The sequence below is a fragment of the Mycobacterium sp. genome, assembly GCF_049608025.1.
In the GTDB taxonomy this organism is placed as follows: domain Bacteria; phylum Actinomycetota; class Actinomycetes; order Mycobacteriales; family Mycobacteriaceae; genus Mycobacterium.
In genome coordinates this window covers 20,608-37,242 of the sequence record NZ_JBMYXC010000022.1, presented here as the reverse complement: position 1 = coordinate 37,242, position 16,635 = coordinate 20,608, and the positions used below count along the sequence as shown (strand labels likewise).

Sequence of the window (16,635 nt, the reverse complement as noted above, 5' to 3'; positions counted from 1 at the left end):
GATCAGAGCTGTTATCCGATTCCCTTGCCGACGTCGTAGCGGTCAGCATCCATCACCTTGGCCCACGCGGCGGCGAAGTCCTCGACGAACTTCTCCTTGGCGTCATCCTCGGCGTACACCTCGGCCCAGGCCCGCAGCTGCGAGTTGGACCCGAACACCAGATCCACCCGGCTCCCGGTCCATTTCTGTTCGCCTGTGGCGCGGTCCGTACCGAGGTAACTGCCGTCCTCGGCCGACGACGGCTCCCACTTGGTGTTCATGTCGAGAAGGTTGACGAAGAAATCGTTGGTCAGCTGACCGGGTTTGTCGGTGAACACCCCGAGCTTCGTGCCTGCGAAGTTGGTGTCCAGTGCCCGCAAACCACCGACCAGGACCGTCAATTCCGGACCGGACAAACCGAGCAGGTTGGCCCGGTCGACCAGCTTGAACTCCGCCGGAAGTTTGGCCCCCTTACCGAGATAGTTGCGGAAACCATCGGCGTTGGGCTCGAGGTAGGCGAACGACTCGACGTCCGTCTGCTCCTGGGTAGCGTCACCTCGACCCGGGGTGAACGGCACCGAGATATCGAAACCAGCTTCCTTGGCGGCCTTCTCGACTCCGACAACACCGCCCAGCACCACCAGATCGGCGAAGGAGACGCGGGTGCCCTCCGAACCGGCGGCCTGCTGGACCTCCTCCAGCTTGCGCACGACCTGAGCCAGCTCGTCCGGCTCGTTGGCCTCCCAGCCGGCCTGCGGCTGCAATCGGATGCGGCCACCGTTGGCGCCACCACGCTTATCGCTGACGCGGTATGGCGACGCCGCCTTCCATGCCGTCGAAACCAATTGCTGGACAGTCAGTCCGGATTCCAGGAGGGCGCTCTTCAGCTTGGCGATATCGGCCTCGCCGAGATTCGTGTCACCGGCAGGGGTCAGGTCCTGCCACAGCCAGGTCTCCTTCGGAACCAGTGGTCCGACATAACGCGCGACCGGTCCCATGTCACGGTGCAGCAACTTGAACCACGCCTTGGCGAACTCCTGGGCGAGCTCGTCGGGATGGTCGAGCCAGCGGCGGGTGATCTTCTCGTAAATCGGATCGAACCGTAACGCGAGGTCGGAGGTGAGCATCGATGGGTGGGTCTTGCCGTCACCGAAGGCTTGGGGCACCGAGTTGGCCCAGCCGCCGTCCTTGGGCCGCCACTGCTGGGCACCCGCGGGGCTGTGAAACATCTCCCACTCGTTGCTGTACAGAATCTCGAGGTAGCTGTTGTCCCACTTGGTGGGGGTGTGCGTCCAGATGACTTCCAGCCCGCTGGTGATGGCGTCCTTGCCTACTCCGGTGCCCTGCGGGTTGTGCCAGCCCAGGCCCTGCTCCTCCAGCGGTGCCGCCTCGGGCTCGGGCCCGAGCAGTTCCGCATCACCGTTGCCGTGGGTCTTCCCGAAGGCGTGACCACCTGCGATCAGCGCGGCAGTCTCGACGTCGTTCATGGCCATCCGGCCGAACGTTTCGCGGATGTCGATAGCCGAGGCCAACGGGTCCGGATTACCGTTGGGGCCTTCGGGATTGACATAGATCAGACCCATCTGGACCGCGGCGAGCGGGTTCTCCAGATCGCGCGTGCCGGTGTAGCGCTGGTCGTCGAGCCACTCCAGCTCGGGACCCCAGTACACGTCCTCTTCCGGCTCCCAGCGGTCTTCCCGACCGAACGCAAACCCAGCGGTCTTGAAGCCCATGCTCTCCAGGGCACGGTTGCCCGCGTACACGATGAGGTCTGCCCACGACAGGCTCTTGCCGTACTTCTTCTTGATCGGCCACAGCAGTCGGCGGGCCTTGTCCAGGCTGACGTTGTCGGGCCAACTGTTCAGCGGAGCGAAGCGCTGCATGCCGGCGCCGGCCCCGCCGCGACCGTCGTTCACGCGATAGGTGCCCGCGGCGTGCCACGCCATCCGGACGAAGAACGGCCCGTAATGGCCGAAGTCGGCGGGCCACCACTCCTGCGAGTCGGTCATGAGGGCATCGACATCGCGCGCCAACTGGTCGACGTCGATGGTCTGCACCGCGGCGGCGTAATCGAAGTTCGGATCCATCGGGTTGATGACGTCGGGGTTCTTCTGCAGGATCTTCAAGTTCAGCTGGTTGGGCCACCAGTCACGGTTGCCGCCACCTTCGACTGGCGGCTTGACCCGACCGAAGCCGGCGGGGCAACCACCTTCGGCCTGGTCCGTCTGAGACTCTCCAATCGGCGGGCTGTCTTCAATCGGGCGATCGTCAGGCACTGCATTTCCTTCCGTGGGTGGTGAATTGGGCGGTGATCACGACAGTGATCGGGAAGTCTCTTTCAACGAGCAGTCGGGGCACAGGCCCCAGTAGACAACCTCGGCCTCGTCGACGACGAACCCGTCCAGTTGCTCGGCCGGCTCAGAGGGTGTCAGGCACGGAGCCTCGCCGACAGCGCAATCGATATCAGCGATGGTGCCGCACGAACGGCAGACGAGGTGATGATGGTTGTCGCCGACCCGCGACTCGTAACGCGCGACCGACCCCGAAGGGTGGATCTTTCGCACCAGGCCGACAGCGGTCAGCGCTGCCAGCACGTCGTAGACCGCTTGCCGGGACACCTCCGGCAGAGCAACTCGCACGGCACCGAAGATGGTGTCGGTGTCAGCGTGTGGATGGCCTTTCACGGCCTCCAGAACGGCTACCCGCGGTCGCGTGACGCGCAGGTCCGCACTACGCAAAACATCCGCGTACTCCGAGGTCACATCCTCAGTTCTACGTCGTTTTTTGGACTGAGTCAAGTATTTCCCCTTATGCGGCCCTAGCTGCACTGTTAGGGTCACTCAATGATCCGAAATGTGGTTCTTGCCAAGCTGAAGAGCGGATACGACGCCAACGAAGTGGAGCAGATCCAGCAGGGCCTACGCGAGTTGAACTGCCCTGGAACACAGCGCTACACCGTGGGGTCCGATGCCGGCCTGCGCGAGGGGAACTGGGATTTCGTGATCGTCGCCGATTTCGAGGACACCGCCGCATAAAAACGGTATGACGGCGACGCCGAGCACAACCGGTTGCGCGCCCGCCTTGCACCGTTCATCGACCAGGTGGCCCGGGCACAGTTCGAACTCGACGCTTTCTGACCGATTTCCGCCCGCCACAGTATGTCTAACCAGGCTGGGCGTACCGCTGCGCAAACGTGCGCAGGACGCTCATCGGATGCTTCACTATCCGTTGCCGTGCAGCGTCTTTGAGAGATTCGGCGGTTTCCGGGGCGAAATAGCCGTGATCTTTGTAGACATCGATCCGCGTACAGATACCGTCGAGGTCGAGTTCGGGATGGAACTGCGTTGCATAGACGTTCGCACCTACCCGGAACGCCTGGACAGGGCAGTCGGCGGAACTGGCCAGCCGGGCCACGTGGTCCGGAAGCCACGAAGCTGCCTCTTTGTGGCCACCGAATGCGTCGAATGTCTCCGGCAGGCCCGCGAACAGCGGATCAGCGCGCCCTTCCGGGGAGAGTTCGACGGTGACCGGCCCCACCGGTTCGGGGTGAGCCCGATCCACGACGGCACCGACTGCCGAACCCAAAGTCCCAACGCCGTAACAACACCCGAGAAAAGGAAAATCACGTTCGACGACCTCGTCGATAAGCTCGGCCAACTCTGCCTCGACCCGCTGCTGAACCGCAGACTTCGCACCGGGTTCGTCACTGACGTTGTACGGCCCGCCCCCCAGGACGATGCCCGACCACCGCGACAGGTCGACCGCGCCCAGCGGTCGGTGTGTCAGCCGGATCCGGTGCAAACCGCGCTCGTCAAGGTCGGCGAACCGCATCATCGCCCGGTACTCGTCGTGAGCCGCCTCGTCCTCGCCCCGGATCGACAGCAGCAGGAAAGGAGCGTCGGCCACTTCTCAAGGGTAGCCGCGACGGCGAGCATGGCATCCGGCAGCCGGCGTAGCTCGTCGATCGGCATGGCGCTCGAGCAACCATCGCGGCAGCGGGATAGTTTTATCGTTCAGTGAGAACACTCATCGATTTCGACGACGCTCCGGTGTTCATGATCCCAGCCGCCGATGACGTCCGTGAGGGCGTGCTGTTGGAGGGGCCGCAGGGCTGGGGCGAGTTCAGCCCGCCCCTCGATAGCGAAGATGCGGCCGCAGCGCGATGGCTGACGGCGGCGATGGAGCCAGGCACCGTCGGGTGGCCCGACGCGACACGGGGTCGGGTACCGGTCGCCGTCGGGGTGCCCGAAACAGATCCGGCGACGGCCTACCGGTTGGCCGCCGGTTCCCACTGCGCCCGTGTCTCCGTCTCAACGGGGCGGAACGCGCTGGGCGCGAACGCCGACCGGCTGGCGGCCGTACGCGATGCGCTGGGCCCGCGGGCGGCTCTGCGCTGCGTGGTCCAGGCCGGCGATGACGTCGACGCCACGGTCGCCTCGATCGCGCAGCTGGACCGGGCCGCGGGCGGACTTGAGCTGGTGGAGCTTATCTGTCGAAACGTCGAGGACGCCGCGGCGGTCCGGCGCGGGGTCGACATCGCGGTCGCGGTGGATGCCACGCTGCTGTCCGAGGCGGGCCGGTGCGACGACGCCGCCGACATCGCGGTGCTGCGGTGCGCGCCCCTGGGCGGGGTGCGCCGCGCGCTGCGCCGCGCGGAAATTCTCGGGCTGCCGTCTCTGGTGAACCTCGCCGGCAAGACCAGCGTCGGTTTGGCCGCCGACGTCGCCCTCGCTGCCGCACTGCCGAACCTGCCGTATACCTGCGGGCCGGCCGCGGGGTGGCCCGTTGCCGAGGATGTCGTCGCCGAAATGCGCTCGCTGGTCCCAACGCAGGGCTACTTGCCGGCGGCACCCATGCCTGCCGCGCCGGAGCCCGCGCGGCTCGCAGAGTTCGGCGTCACGGACCCGGGCAAGGTACAGCGCTGGCGCGAACTGCTTCGTCGAGCTTCCGCGGTCGGCTGACCCGAACTGCCGAAATGGCATTCCGGCAGCAACTCACTCGGCGGATCCAATCGTTGGTCGCGACAGAACCCACCCAGCGTCATCTGAGGGTCGCTCATTGCGTTTGGGCTCAGCTGGGCGCAGGTTCTTGTGGAAAGCGCGCGTTCTTGTGGAAAGCTAAAATGCCCATGACGGACTTGATGCCTTCCCGTGATGGCGATTGCGCGCCACTGTGGATGTCGAATACGTCCGCCGTGCCGACGTCGGCGCAGCGGAATGTGGAGCACCTGAGCGATAAGGTGATCGCTGGCGGGCAACTGGGCCGACGGTCACAAGAGTCTTCCCAGAGGATGAATCGGGTTCTGGTTTTGCCTATTCGGGCGACGCAGGCGCGCGTTCGCGCCGGTCGTGCCCGAGCCCTGGGCGAGTCATGACCGGTCAACTCAAACGAAATCCGGCCAAGGTGGGAGATAATGGGCAACTCGGCGGGGGCGCGACTGATGATTTCGGCAATACGGGATTTCCAATCGTTGTCCGAAATTCGAGAAGAGTGGGCGGAACTGGTTCGCACCGCGCGCCTCGGATCGCCGTTCGCGCATCCCGCTTGGTCGCTGACCTGGGCCGAGCACTTCGTTCCCCAAGGTGACCTGGAGTACGTTGCGGTGCGAGAGAGTGTTGCGGTTCGAGAGGGTGTTGAAGCCCGCCTCATCGGTATAGCTCCGCTCTACCGGCGCCATCGCTCGTTGGGTCGAATGACCATGACCACCATCCAGCCGATCGGAACCGGTCAGGGCGAGTCACTCACCGAGGGCGTGCACCTGGTGGCGCTTCCCGATCGCGCACGCGACGTCCTCTGCGCCGTCGTCCAGCACGTGGCCTCGCTCCCAAACTCGGACTGGGCCCAGATATCAGTAGGTGACGGCCAGGGTTGGCCGCTGCCCCAGTGGCTCGAGGGCGACTCCGACGGATTGATTCAACATCGCAAGGTCAGGCCGTGCGTTGTCCTCGACGATCTTCCCGAAGATCCTGAGCTCGTACTGCCAGGGCTGAAACGCAACGTGCGGGAGTCACTGCGCCGCGCTCGGAATCGATCAGCCAAGATGGGCAACATCAGTTTTCGTTGCGTCACCGATCCCGTCGAGGTCGCTGATGCGGTCCGCCAGATCATCCGGCTGCACACGATGCGGTCCGAGATGCAGGGCAAAGTGACCCACGCGAACATGCTGGGCGGGCGCATCGATGACTTCCTCGGCGACGCGGCGGTCCGGCTGGCGCGCGAGGGGCTGGCCTCCGTTCAGCTGGCTGAGCATTCGGGCGTCCCGGTCGCGGCGCAGTTGGTGCTCTCCGATGGAAGCTCTGACTACATCTCGGTCAGTGGGCTCGACCCGAACTACTGGGATCTGAACCTGAACACAATGTTGATCTTCAAGGCAGTGCAGGCTGCCGTCACCGCAGGACGCAACTCGGTCAACCTGTCGACCGGCCCGAACGTCGCCAAGATGCGGTGGAGCTCGAAACTGGTTATCCACCACGACTTCGACATCACCCCAACGCGGCGCCGTTCGCAGCTGCTCCACCAGGTCTACTCCCACGCGGCGTCCGCGTTGGACAGCCGGCAGGAACGACGGCGACACCAGGTGTTGGGCAGCGGCGGGCCATCGAACCGGTGGAAGACGCGGATGCGCACAGGCAAGGTGAGGCCGGGGGCAGACCGACCAAACTAGTCCTGCTTGACTAGTCCTGCTTGCTGATCAATCGGCTCAACGCCGCCCGATCCGGTGCCAGCAGCTCCTCGATCCGGGCCTTGTTCACATCGGCGACGATGATCTCGCCGACCTCTTGATAGACGTCGCTGAAGATCCCATGAGACTTCATCTTCTCGGTCTGATAGAGGTTGTCCTCGGTCGGGGTGACGTAGTAAACGATCTCGGCCTTGAACCGATGGATCAACCAGAGATGGATCACGTCCATCAGGCGCTTCTGCCGCAACTGCTCGGCGAAGGTGTTCTGGTCGCGCACGGTGAGGATGCTGCGACCGTGCCGATCCTTGATCGGATCGACGACCACGTTGGCCAGTGGCTCGTCACCGTCGCCGTAGATACCCAAGTCCAGCACATCGGAGCCGGCCCGCCTGGGCCGCAGCTGCACCGACAGCTTCCCGGGGAGCTTGTTGTGCTCGCTCCACAGCGCCAGCCATTCTTCGAGCAGCTTCTTGGGCACCTCGGTCTGCACGAGGTGCTGGTGCTGTGTCGAGCCCTTACCCATCGATTTCGTCGTCGCCGTCCGCCCCGAGGAGGCGGCCAGCGCTGCATCGCTGCGTGGTCCACCGACCAATGTTTGCGGTGTGCGGTAGGGAGATTCGACCAACCGCATCTTGCGTTGCAGCCGCGCCAACGCCAGCATTCCCTCCTGCCGTAGTGAGGTGGCGAACTCCTCGGAGGCGACGCCGTCGACCTGGTGACCGCCGTAGGTGATGAAGTTGAAGACGAAACCCATCTTGCCGAGTTCCTCGGGGAAGGAACGCATCTCCTCATCGCTCATCCCGGTGGTGTCCCAGTTGAACGACGGCGACAGATTGTAGGAGAGCATCTGGTCGGGGTAGACGGCATGGATCGCATCGGCGAACTGCTTGGCGTCGGCAAGGTCTGCGGTCTTGGTCTCCATCCAGAGGATGTCCGCGAACGGGGCGGCGGCCAGCGACTTCGCAATCGCGTAGGGGATGCCGCCGCGTACCTGGCAGTAGCCCTCCGGCGTCTTGACCCGGTCGCAGTCCCAGGCCACGTCGACACCCAACTCCTTGGCCTTCTCCTGGGCGGTGTAGAGCGGTGCCCGCTGCGCGAACTTGCGCCATTCGTCGACGCTCATGCCCGAGGGCTCACCTTCGCGCTCGCGGAATGCGAGAAGCTCGGCTACCGCTTCACCGTAGGTATTCAGCCTGGCTTCCTCCTGCCAGGCATCGACGAAGCGTGACTCCACTGTGTCGAAGGCGGCGTCCACAGAGGGCTCCATACCGTCCAGGCAAGCCGCCGCTGTCTCATCGATCACCGTCACCAGGCCCACTCGGTCAAGCCACGCCTCCGCGGTGGCGTATTCGCCGTCGGGCAGTGCGTAGAGCAGATGGCCGTTGAGTTCGGTCACTCCCTTGTCGTAGAAACGCCGCATCATGGCCAGAAAGCAGGACTTGTACGGGGGAATCTCCAGATTGGTGGCTCCGAGCAGGAACGGCTGGTCGCGCTCATCAGCGCGACTGTCGATCAGATTGGCCGCCTCGGCGTCGGTGCGCGCGACGATGATGCCGGGCACGCGCATGATGTCCAGCTGGAATCGGGCGGTGTTGAGCCGCTTGATCTGTTCGTCGGAGGGCACCAGCACCTTGCCGCCCTGATGGCCGCACTTCTTTGTCCCGGGTCGCTGGTCCTCGATGTGGTAGCCGGGCACGCCTGCCTCGACAAAACGCCGGATCAGGTTGCGTACGTGCGGATCACCACCATGGCCGGTATCGGCGTCGGCGATGATGAAGGGACGGTAGTCGACCGACGCGTGCGCTGCACGTTGGCCACTGGTCATCCGCTGCCGCAGGTACTGCTGGTTGCGATCTGCTGTCAACAGAGCCCGCACCAGGCCGGCCGCTTCCTCCGGGACCTGGCTGAGCGGATAACTCGCCAGGTCGGGTCCGGGGTCCTCGCTGATGGAGCCCTTCGCAGAAGTAGCCCAACCCCCAAGGTAAATGCCGTCGATGCCCATCCGTTTCATCGCCACGGCCTGACCGGGCGAATAGGGGCCGAACGTGGTGATGCTCTTGCCCTGTGCGAACAGGTCGCGCAAGTGCGGATAGAACGCGGTCGCCGCCTCACGCGCGACGGGGTAGTCGGCGGGAATGGTGCCACGCTGCTCAGCGACTTGCCGAGCCGTGTAGAGGCGGGTGACCGCCTCAAAGCGGGGACTGTCAAAGTAGCTCTGCGTGTCGGCGACATCGCGCTCGAACGGCGTCTGGGTTTGGAGGTCAGCTTCAATGATGGCCATAACTCACAGTACGGCGCGAGGCGGTCGGCTGGGAAGTACTCGACGTGCCTCATCAGACTCGGCCGTACCCGCAATCTCGGCACCCGCGCGGTGGTTGAGAACTACTTGGTGCCGAAGATCCGATCACCTGCGTCACCGAGCCCGGGCAGGATGTAGCCGTGTCCATCGAGCTGCCGATCGATCGCGGCAGTGTAGATCGGCACCGTGGGATGGGCGTCGGTCATTGCGGCAATGCCTTCGGGGCAGGTCAGCAGACAGACGAACTTGATGGACTTCGGAGCGTGTTCGGCCAGCCGATCCACCGCAGCCACCGCGGAGTGCCCGGTCGCCAACATCGGGTCAACCACCACCACATCCCGTTCGTGCAGGTCGCTGGGCATCTTGAAGTAGTACTCCACGGCTACAAGCGTTTTCGGGTCGCGGTAGAGGCCGATGTGGCCGACGCGGGCCGACGGGACAACCTCGAGCATGCCGTCGAGGATGCCGGTGCCCGCCCGGAGGATCGAGGCGAAGACGAGCTTCTTTCCGTCAATCGCCTGGCCCGTGGTGCGTTCCAGCGGGGTGTCGACCTGCACGTCGTGCGTCGGAACATCACGAAGCACCTCATAGGCCATCAGTACTGACACCTCATGCACGAGGCGGCGAAAACTGTTTGTGGAAGCTTCTTTTCGACGCATCAAGGTGATCTTGTGCCGAATCAGGGGGTGGTCGATCAGGTGCACTCCACCTGTGCCGACGTCCATGTCGCCTCCTGGCCGTTCTAGAAAACCGTGCCGTCACTGGCAATCGCCAGCGGTGGCAGACCGTCTCGCAGGCGCTGCGCCGAAGCGCGTCCAGCCGCCCAGGTGCCGCCCTCGAGCACGCACGCCAGTGGCATCCGCTCAGCGTCCACTCCTAATTGGTTGCGCACCAGCGGCGCCAGTTCGTCGAGCAGCGCCACCGTCAGCGCGCGCCACTCGACCACCAGCTCATCGGCCGGGCTCCAGGTGCGCTCGGCGCAGCCGCGATCACGCAGACTCAACACCCCGGCATCCAGCAGAAGTCCGCCGTTGCGGTACTCGGGCAATCCAGTCAGTTCAGTGACTCCGGTCACCGTGACCCCGGCCCAGACGAACGGTTCGATCAGCGAGTAGGTCAGCCACTGGGACAGTTTGTGCAACGGCAGCCATCCCGCCGTCAATCCGGGGCCGGCCACCGCATCGTGATGCCAGCAGTCTCCCAGCCCGAAGTTGCCGATGACGTTGCCGGAGGGCCATATCGAAGACAGCGAGCTCAGCAGGTGCGCCAATATGTCACGGGCATCCACCGAGCCTGACTCCGTGGCGAGGGCATCGAACAACCCGCCCGGCCGGCCCTGGGGGCCGAATAGGTCAGGTTGCGCGGCCAGTGCACAACCGAGCCGGCGCAGCAGCCCCACACGGCCGGGCAGTCCTACCAGATGATTGCCCGGTGCCACCTGCAGCAGCCTCGCCAACCCGTCCTCGGTCATCGACCGCAACGCCGCGGCGTCGACCTGCATCGGTCGTGTCGGGTCGCTGGAGAACTCGCCGGTGACAAACGCGTGCCAGCTGGCGACGGCCAGGCCCTCGGATCGGGTGAAACGTGCTCTGGTGTCGCCGCGATCCTCGACGAAGCCCCAACAGGCACCGGCACCGGCATCGAGTAGCACGCTGACCACCGTGAGATCGACCATCGCTCGCGCCCGCTCTTGCCGACCGCCGGCCGCGAGCAAACCATCGAGTTCGGTGCGCCGGTCCACCCCGCCGACCTCGAATTGGCGCCAGCGGCTGTGGTAGGGGATTGCTAAGTCCGGGTAGCGGGTGCGGGTGACGGCGGCGACCTCTTCGGCGGCCACAAGCAACCCGGCGTCGCAGACAGTGAACCAGCGGGAACTGCCGGATCGGGCGCGTTCGAGCAGCTGTGCCGAGCGAGACCGAACCGCACTTGTGGTGCGCAAGATCGCGACGGCATCGGCTGGCTGCGCTGCGCGCTGGTCCAGCTCTTCACCCACGATTTCACCCACGATTTCACCCACGATTTCACCCACGATTTTCGCCGACGGGACCGCCGCGCAGGGTCATGCGTCCAGCCCCCTGCCTTTGGCTCTCTTGAGTTCCTCGGCATCGGGTGCCGCGTTGGGTGTGAAGTAGCCGGCCGCCATCTTCGCGTCCATCTCCACCTGGGCGTCGGCCGGGATCAATTCTTCGGGAATCGACACCCGCTCGCCGACCTCGATACCGGACCCGGTGATCGCGTCGTACTTCATGTTGCTCATCGAGACCAGTCGGTGAATCTTCGTGATTCCGAGCCAATGCAGCACGTCGGGCATGAGTTCCTGGAACCGCATGTCCTGCACGCCGGCAACGCATTCGGTGCGAGCGAAGTACTGATCGGCGGTGTCGCCGCCGACCTGGCGCTTGCGCGCGTTGTAGACCAGGAACTTCGTCACCTCACCGAGGGCTCGGCCCTCCTTGCGCGAATAGGCGGCCAGGCCGACTCCGCCGCGCTGGGCGCCCCGAATGCACTCTTCGATCGCGTGGGTGAGGTACGGCCGGCAAGTGCAGATATCCGACCCGAACACGTCCGAACCGTTGCACTCGTCATGCACGCGGGCGGTCAACTCGACAGCCGGATCCGCGAGGTCACGCGGATCGCCGAAGATATAGATGCTCTGCCCGCCGACGGGCGGGAGAAACACCTCGAGATCCGAGCGGGTCACCAACTCGGGGTACATACCGCCGGTCTCCTCGAAAAGTGCTCGGCGCAGATCGGTTTCGCTGCAGCCGAAGCGCTGGGCAACGCCGGGCAGATGCCATACCGGCTCGATGGCTGCCTTCGTCACCTGGGCGGCTCCGTTGGGGAGTAGCACCAAGTCGTCTGGGCTGAGGCGACCCCTGAGAATGGCCTCGCTGATCTCGGGCAGGAACACCTGCGCCTTGGTCACCGCAATGGTGGGGCGGACGTCGATTCCGTTGGCCAGTTCATCGGCGAAGGCCTCGGCGACCATCGCCCCCCAGGGATCCATGCTGACAATCGCCGCAGGGTCCTTCCACTGCGGATGTGGTCCGATGACATCGGTCGGCGAGGTGTCGGTCAGGTCCGCGCGATGGTCACGTGACAGAGCGCCCGCGGCGACCGCCAACGCTCGGTATACGCCGTATGCGCCGCTGTGGCTCCCGATTACATTGCGATGAGCGCGCGTGAAGGTGGTCCCGACGACGGGACCGCGCAGCGCTGCGGTGGGCGCGCCCCAACGGATGGCCGGAGCTTCGGCGCCACCGCTGTGCGATGTCAGTCGGATGTGTCCGCCCGAGGACTCGGAAGGCGGCGGAGCGGAGGCTTGGGCGGGCATCTTTCTTGTCGGCCTCCTCGGCTGCATCCCCTCGGTAAGAGGAAGTCGCAAGCATAGCCACTGGGAGCAGCAGGCGCCCGATGCCGTCAGACTGGCCAGGCCTCGCATCGGTAGGCGGCGTCGAAGAACATCCACTCATATCGCGACGTCGTCACGAAATGCGCACGCGCGGTTGCTTCCTCGGCGCGGTTCAGGGTCGGTCCGATCCGGTCGGCCAGACGCAGCACCTCGGTGACCGTCGCGGCGAACTCCTCGCCGCCATAGCTGTCGATCCAGCGCTGGTAGCGTGCGTCGGTCGAGCCCCGCCCCAACAATTCGGCCCCGACCTCAGCATAGATCCAGTAGCAGGGGAGCACGGCGGCCAATCCGTCGGCGAAGCTGCCGGAGTACACGGTGGCCAGCAGATAGCTGTTGTAGGCCTGGGTGGTCGGGGTCACCGGGGCGGAGTCGACGGCCTCGGCGCTCAACCCGAGCGCGGGCAGCAGCTCGCCGTGCAGCGCCAGTTCAACGTCGAAGACCTCGGCGGCGTGCCTGGCGAACATGGCGGTGCCGGCTGGTGAGGGCGCCTTGGCGCCGAGGACCGCCAGCGCACGGGCATAGGCACGCAGGTAGAGAACGTCCTGGGCAACGTACTGGGCGAATGCATCAGGGTCGAGACTGCCGTCGGTGAGTCCGGTGACGAACGGGTGGGCGGTGATCGCGCTGAAAATAGGGCCGATCTCCGTCCACAACCGGGTGGTCCACGAGTCGGGATCGGCGGGGCCGATGCGCGGAGGCGCGCTGTTCGTCTGTTTCATGGCGTCATCTTGTCAGCCATGAGTAGCCGAGTAGGCGGAACCCGGTCCGTCCAGTGCCCGAGCACTCCGCGCCCCTCACGCGGGTGCTCCGGTCACGGTTGACACACTGAGCCGATGGCACAGATAACCCTGCAGGGAAACCCGTTCAACACCGTCGGAGAACTACCCGCTGTCGGATCGCCGGCGCCCGGCTTCACTCTTGCCGGCACCGATCTCGGTCCGGTCACCGCCGACCAGTTCCGCGACAAGCCTCTGCTGCTGAACATCTTCCCATCGGTGGACACCCCGGTCTGTGCGGACAGCGTGCGGATATTCAATGAACGTGCGGCCGCGGGCGGGGCCTCCGTGCTGTGTGTCTCCAACGATCTGCCCTTCGCGCAGAAGCGGTTTTGCGGCCTGGAGGACATCGAGAATGTGACCCCTGCATCAGCATTTCGCGCGACCTTCGGCGATGACTACGGCATCACCATCGTCGACGGCCCGATGGCAGGGCTGCTGGGCCGCGCCGTGGTGGTGATCGGGGTTGACGGCAACGTGGCTTACACGGAGCTGGTGCCCGAGATAGGGCAGGAGCCCGACTATGAGGCGGGTTTGGCCGCGCTCAACCTGTGAGCCGGCACACACCTTAGAGGGCCGAACGCGCCCGTAGATCACCGTTCGATTCCGGTACCGCATCTCCTTGGTTCACCGTCCTGCGACGACCCTGGTTGGCGTCAAAGAATGGTGTAGAAGTGGTCATAGTGACTGTTGTTAATCACTGAGTCCAGCGCTAACTCCGGTGCTGGCATCTGGGAAACGGTGGTAGTGCAATGCGACGCGTCCTTGTCCTCGTAATCGGTCTCGTACTACTGGTGGCGACGCCTGGCCTCGCGACCGCTGACGTCACGCGATCTGCGGCCAATCAAAAGGCCGTCGAGGTCGTGATCGCCCGCGCGGTCTCCCAAACCGGCGTCCCGTTCGCCTACGGCGGCGGCGACGCGGCGGGTCCGAGTAAGGGCACCGTTGAGGTGCCACAGACAGATGATGCGGCTCCGCTCGAACAAGCCGCCGGTGAAGCCGCCCCCCTCGACCTGGTGCCCGGGCTGAATCTGCCCGGCCTCAATCCGGACGCGGGCATCCCCGAGCCCGAGCCACGCCGGGTCGAGGTCGTCGGCTTCGACTCTTCCGGTCTCGTGGTGTATGCCTACGCCGGCGCGGGCGTGAAGTTGCCGCGCTCATCGGGCGAGCAGTACAAAGTCGGCCAGAAGGTCCTGCCGAGCCTCGCGTTGCCGGGTGATCTGCTGTTCTACGGCCCCGAGGGCACTCAGAGTGTGGCGTTGTTCATCGGTGACGGAAAGATGGTCGAGACCACTGACTCGGGTGTGGAAGTCTCGCCGGTCCGCACCAAGGGCATGACTCCCTACCTGGTCCGCATCATCGCCTGAGGTTCCGACACCTCACCAGACGGCGCGGAGTCCGCGCCGTCTGGATTACGTTGCGCTGCAATCTAGCCGGACCCGAGCATCGCCCCGCACGGCGCTGCGGCACTGCAGATTTAGGGCCGACCGGACCCGCCGACTCACCACGGGACGGGCGCCTCCGCACGGTGGCGGGAGCGATGAGTTGCACGGTGGCCGAATTGCGCACAACCGCCCTCTGCCGGACAGCAAACTGATCCGGCGTGTGGTCAAACTGATCTGGGGTGCCGCTACTCAATTGCCAGGTTCTCGTCCCTTGCCCTTGTTGATCGTGATAGGACAGTGATCACGCGTAACAGGAGACGGCAGAGTCTGCTTTGCAGAGCCGATGCCGCTGCCGCTGCGCCGGAACAGCGCGATCAACCCGGAGGCCTGATACACCACTCATATTGCGGGATCGACGGGTCCGACTTAATCTCGATTCGGCCCAACCGCAAGGTAACCAGACCTGTGCCAACCTACGACGGCCAACCTACGACAAGGACCACAAGTGCGCGGAGTACTCGCTATCGCAGGATCCGTCGCGGTAATGGCTGCGAGCGCAATCGCGGCTCCGCAAGCGGCGTTGGCAGCAAATGTCCGCACAATTGAGGGATATACCGCGGGCGGCAAGCTGGATTGGGATACCAGGGAGATCTTTCAGGGCGCATACTGCTCGGCCGACTCGGGCAACACCTGCAAGACCGTCGAGTACCTGTCGGGAGCGCCCCTGGTCGGAGAATTCAGCGGTCTGACGGCACTCACCGTGGCCCTCTGGGTGGCACCGTCACCGACAACGGTGGTGGGCTTCTCGCAGGGGTCGGTCATCGCAACCGAGTGGATCCGCGGCAACGAAGGCAGATGGGGCGCCCCCGCCGCGGAGGATCTCTCGTTCGTCCTTGTCGCGAACCCGCTCCGCAAGTACGGCGGCGTGCGCCCGATCTACGACATCGACGACCCCACGCCCGATTCCCGGTACGGCATCCTCGACATAGCCGTCGAGTATGACGGTGTCGCAGATCTTCCCGACAATCTGTTCAATGTTCTCGCGTTTGCGAACGCGCTCGCCGGCGCCCAACACGTACACATCTACGGCTATAGCGAGGTGGACCTCGAAAACGCCGAAAAGCTGGTCTGGCAGGAGGGGAACACCACCTACGTCCTGATCCGAAACGAGAACATTCCGCTTCTGCAACCGCTGCGAGACCTAGGCCTCGGAACGCTGGCGGACCTCATCAACGACCCGCTCAAGGCGATCATCGACGCCGGCTACGATCGCAATTACTCCGGATTGGTCGACCCGAGCGACCATGCCGAGGCACTGCAGCAGTTTTCATCACTCGAGGACGGGCCCGTCGCTGCGGCAACGGTCGCTGATGACCCGTCCTCCGCAGTCGTCGAGTCGCCCCAACGAGCTGAGCCGAACCTGCCAGATGCGGCGGGAAGCTCGCAGACCCCCGAGTCAAGCGAACCGGCGACTGTCGAACTGACAGCTGAGGATCCGGCGGCTGCCGATCCCACGGCTGTGGATTCGACCGCTGAGGATTCGACCGCTTTGGATTCGGCTGCTGAGGATTCGGCTGCTGAGGATTCGACTTCTTGGGACCAGGCGGCCACCGAAGCTGACGAGCAGTCAGTCGACGGCGAAACTGCGACTTCGACAGCCGATGTCGACGCCGATGTCGACGCCGATGTCGGCGCCGATGTCGACGCCGATGTCGACATCGAGAGTGCCATCGAGAGCGAAGAGGACGACACCGCGCCGAACGCTGAGCGCTCGGATAACGGTGGCGACTCCGGGTCCGAGTCAACCTCGGACTCCGATGAGACGGGATCGTCACGCGGGGGAGATGCTGACGGGCAGGACAGCGCGTCCGCGGACCCGAGCGGCGAATCGGGCACGACGTCGGAATCCTCGGCCGAGTAGTTCGCCAGAAGCGGTCCGGACACGGTGGCGAAACCCATTTCCACGCGGATCGGCCTGGCGAGGCACATGAGGGGAGAAGCGCTGGTGCACAGTAAAATCACCGTTTGCGGCGCACGTCGCGCGCAAGGGCAATCGACGAATGTCGCCCAACCTGCCCGAGAGAGTCACCCCTAAACTGCAC

14 protein-coding genes are annotated in these 16,635 nt (G+C 64.8%); 6 read left to right on the top strand and 8 right to left on the bottom strand.

The genetic code is table 11. The annotated features are described in order from the left end of the window. Nucleotides 1–11: 11 nt before the first annotated feature. Both katG and ACPGXI_RS09695 read right to left on the bottom strand, forming a co-directional pair. A complete protein-coding gene (gene katG, locus ACPGXI_RS09700; RefSeq protein WP_526652228.1) occupies nt 12–2,255 on the bottom strand; it encodes a catalase/peroxidase HPI in 2,244 nt (747 codons plus the stop codon). A gap of 36 nt (nt 2,256–2,291) precedes the next feature. Further along, a complete protein-coding gene (locus ACPGXI_RS09695; RefSeq protein WP_526652226.1) occupies nt 2,292–2,741 on the bottom strand; it encodes a Fur family transcriptional regulator in 450 nt (149 codons plus the stop codon). Nucleotides 2,742–2,822: 81 nt separating this feature from the next. Here ACPGXI_RS09695 and ACPGXI_RS09690 point away from each other — a divergent pair, with 81 nt between their 5' ends. Beyond that, entirely contained in the window at nt 2,823–3,014 is a 192-nt protein-coding gene (locus ACPGXI_RS09690; protein ID WP_526652224.1) for a Dabb family protein, read from the top strand. A gap of 127 nt (nt 3,015–3,141) precedes the next feature. Here ACPGXI_RS09690 and ACPGXI_RS09685 read toward each other — a convergent pair whose 3' ends face one another. After that, a complete protein-coding gene (locus ACPGXI_RS09685; RefSeq protein ID WP_526652223.1) occupies nt 3,142–3,885 on the bottom strand; it encodes a glutamine amidotransferase in 744 nt (247 codons plus the stop codon). A 110-nt stretch (nt 3,886–3,995) separates the two neighbouring features. Between ACPGXI_RS09685 and ACPGXI_RS09680 the strand changes: the two genes are divergently transcribed. Continuing rightward, the gene (locus ACPGXI_RS09680) at nt 3,996–4,940 is read left to right on the top strand and encodes an enolase C-terminal domain-like protein (protein WP_526652221.1); all 945 of its coding nucleotides are present in this window, start codon (nt 3,996–3,998) and stop codon (nt 4,938–4,940) included. A gap of 452 nt (nt 4,941–5,392) precedes the next feature. Continuing rightward, a complete protein-coding gene (locus ACPGXI_RS09675) occupies nt 5,393–6,643 on the top strand; it encodes a GNAT family N-acetyltransferase (RefSeq protein ID WP_526652219.1) in 1,251 nt (416 codons plus the stop codon). A gap of 10 nt (nt 6,644–6,653) precedes the next feature. Here ACPGXI_RS09675 and aceA read toward each other — a convergent pair whose 3' ends face one another. The 5 genes from aceA to tenA form a co-directional block, all read right to left on the bottom strand. Next, nucleotides 6,654–8,942 (bottom strand): isocitrate lyase ICL2, encoded by a 2,289-nt coding sequence (aceA, locus tag ACPGXI_RS09670; protein WP_526652217.1) that lies wholly within the window; start codon nt 8,940–8,942, stop codon nt 6,654–6,656. A gap of 101 nt (nt 8,943–9,043) precedes the next feature. After that, nucleotides 9,044–9,685, bottom strand: a complete 642-nt coding sequence (gene upp / locus ACPGXI_RS09665) for a uracil phosphoribosyltransferase (protein ID WP_526652215.1) — start codon at nt 9,683–9,685, stop codon at nt 9,044–9,046. Nucleotides 9,686–9,702: 17 nt separating this feature from the next. After that, the gene (locus ACPGXI_RS09660; RefSeq protein ID WP_526652258.1) at nt 9,703–10,968 is read right to left on the bottom strand and encodes a DUF1688 family protein; all 1,266 of its coding nucleotides are present in this window, start codon (nt 10,966–10,968) and stop codon (nt 9,703–9,705) included. A gap of 51 nt (nt 10,969–11,019) precedes the next feature. Continuing rightward, nucleotides 11,020–12,294: a GTP cyclohydrolase II gene (locus ACPGXI_RS09655; protein WP_526652213.1), complete on the bottom strand. Its 1,275-nt coding sequence runs from the start codon at nt 12,292–12,294 to the stop codon at nt 11,020–11,022. Nucleotides 12,295–12,380: 86 nt separating this feature from the next. Then, the gene (gene tenA, locus ACPGXI_RS09650; protein WP_526652211.1) at nt 12,381–13,091 is read right to left on the bottom strand and encodes a thiaminase II; all 711 of its coding nucleotides are present in this window, start codon (nt 13,089–13,091) and stop codon (nt 12,381–12,383) included. A 114-nt stretch (nt 13,092–13,205) separates the two neighbouring features. Between tenA and tpx the strand changes: the two genes are divergently transcribed. The 3 genes from tpx to ACPGXI_RS09635 all read left to right on the top strand — a co-directional run bounded on the left by tpx (nt 13,206) and on the right by ACPGXI_RS09635 (nt 16,454). Continuing rightward, a complete protein-coding gene (tpx, locus tag ACPGXI_RS09645; RefSeq protein WP_526652209.1) occupies nt 13,206–13,703 on the top strand; it encodes a thiol peroxidase in 498 nt (165 codons plus the stop codon). A gap of 197 nt (nt 13,704–13,900) precedes the next feature. Continuing rightward, nucleotides 13,901–14,515 carry an NlpC/P60 family peptidoglycan-binding protein RipD gene (gene ripD, locus ACPGXI_RS09640; RefSeq protein ID WP_526652207.1) on the top strand — a complete coding sequence of 205 codons (615 nt, stop codon included), beginning with the start codon at nt 13,901–13,903 and terminating at the stop codon, nt 14,513–14,515. A 562-nt stretch (nt 14,516–15,077) separates the two neighbouring features. Further along, nucleotides 15,078–16,454, top strand: a complete 1,377-nt coding sequence (locus ACPGXI_RS09635; RefSeq protein ID WP_526652205.1) for a PE-PPE domain-containing protein — start codon at nt 15,078–15,080, stop codon at nt 16,452–16,454. Nucleotides 16,455–16,635: the final 181 nt, after the last annotated feature.

Excerpts from the sequence above, each read along its gene's own strand:
- ACPGXI_RS09690 (WP_526652224.1), top strand. The coding sequence starts at position 2,823 with ATGATCCGAAATGTGGTTCTTGCCAAGCTGAAGAGCGGATACGACGCC.
- ACPGXI_RS09675 (WP_526652219.1), top strand. The coding sequence starts at position 5,393 with ATGGGCAACTCGGCGGGGGCGCGACTGATGATTTCGGCAATACGGGAT.
- aceA (WP_526652217.1), bottom strand. The coding sequence starts at position 8,942 with ATGGCCATCATTGAAGCTGACCTCCAAACCCAGACGCCGTTCGAGCGC.
- upp (WP_526652215.1), bottom strand. The coding sequence starts at position 9,685 with ATGGACGTCGGCACAGGTGGAGTGCACCTGATCGACCACCCCCTGATT.
- ACPGXI_RS09655 (WP_526652213.1), bottom strand. The coding sequence starts at position 12,294 with ATGCCCGCCCAAGCCTCCGCTCCGCCGCCTTCCGAGTCCTCGGGCGGA.
- tenA (WP_526652211.1), bottom strand. The coding sequence starts at position 13,091 with ATGAAACAGACGAACAGCGCGCCTCCGCGCATCGGCCCCGCCGATCCC.
- tpx (WP_526652209.1), top strand. The coding sequence starts at position 13,206 with ATGGCACAGATAACCCTGCAGGGAAACCCGTTCAACACCGTCGGAGAA.
- ripD (WP_526652207.1), top strand. The coding sequence starts at position 13,901 with ATGCGACGCGTCCTTGTCCTCGTAATCGGTCTCGTACTACTGGTGGCG.
- ACPGXI_RS09635 (WP_526652205.1), top strand. The coding sequence starts at position 15,078 with ATGGCTGCGAGCGCAATCGCGGCTCCGCAAGCGGCGTTGGCAGCAAAT.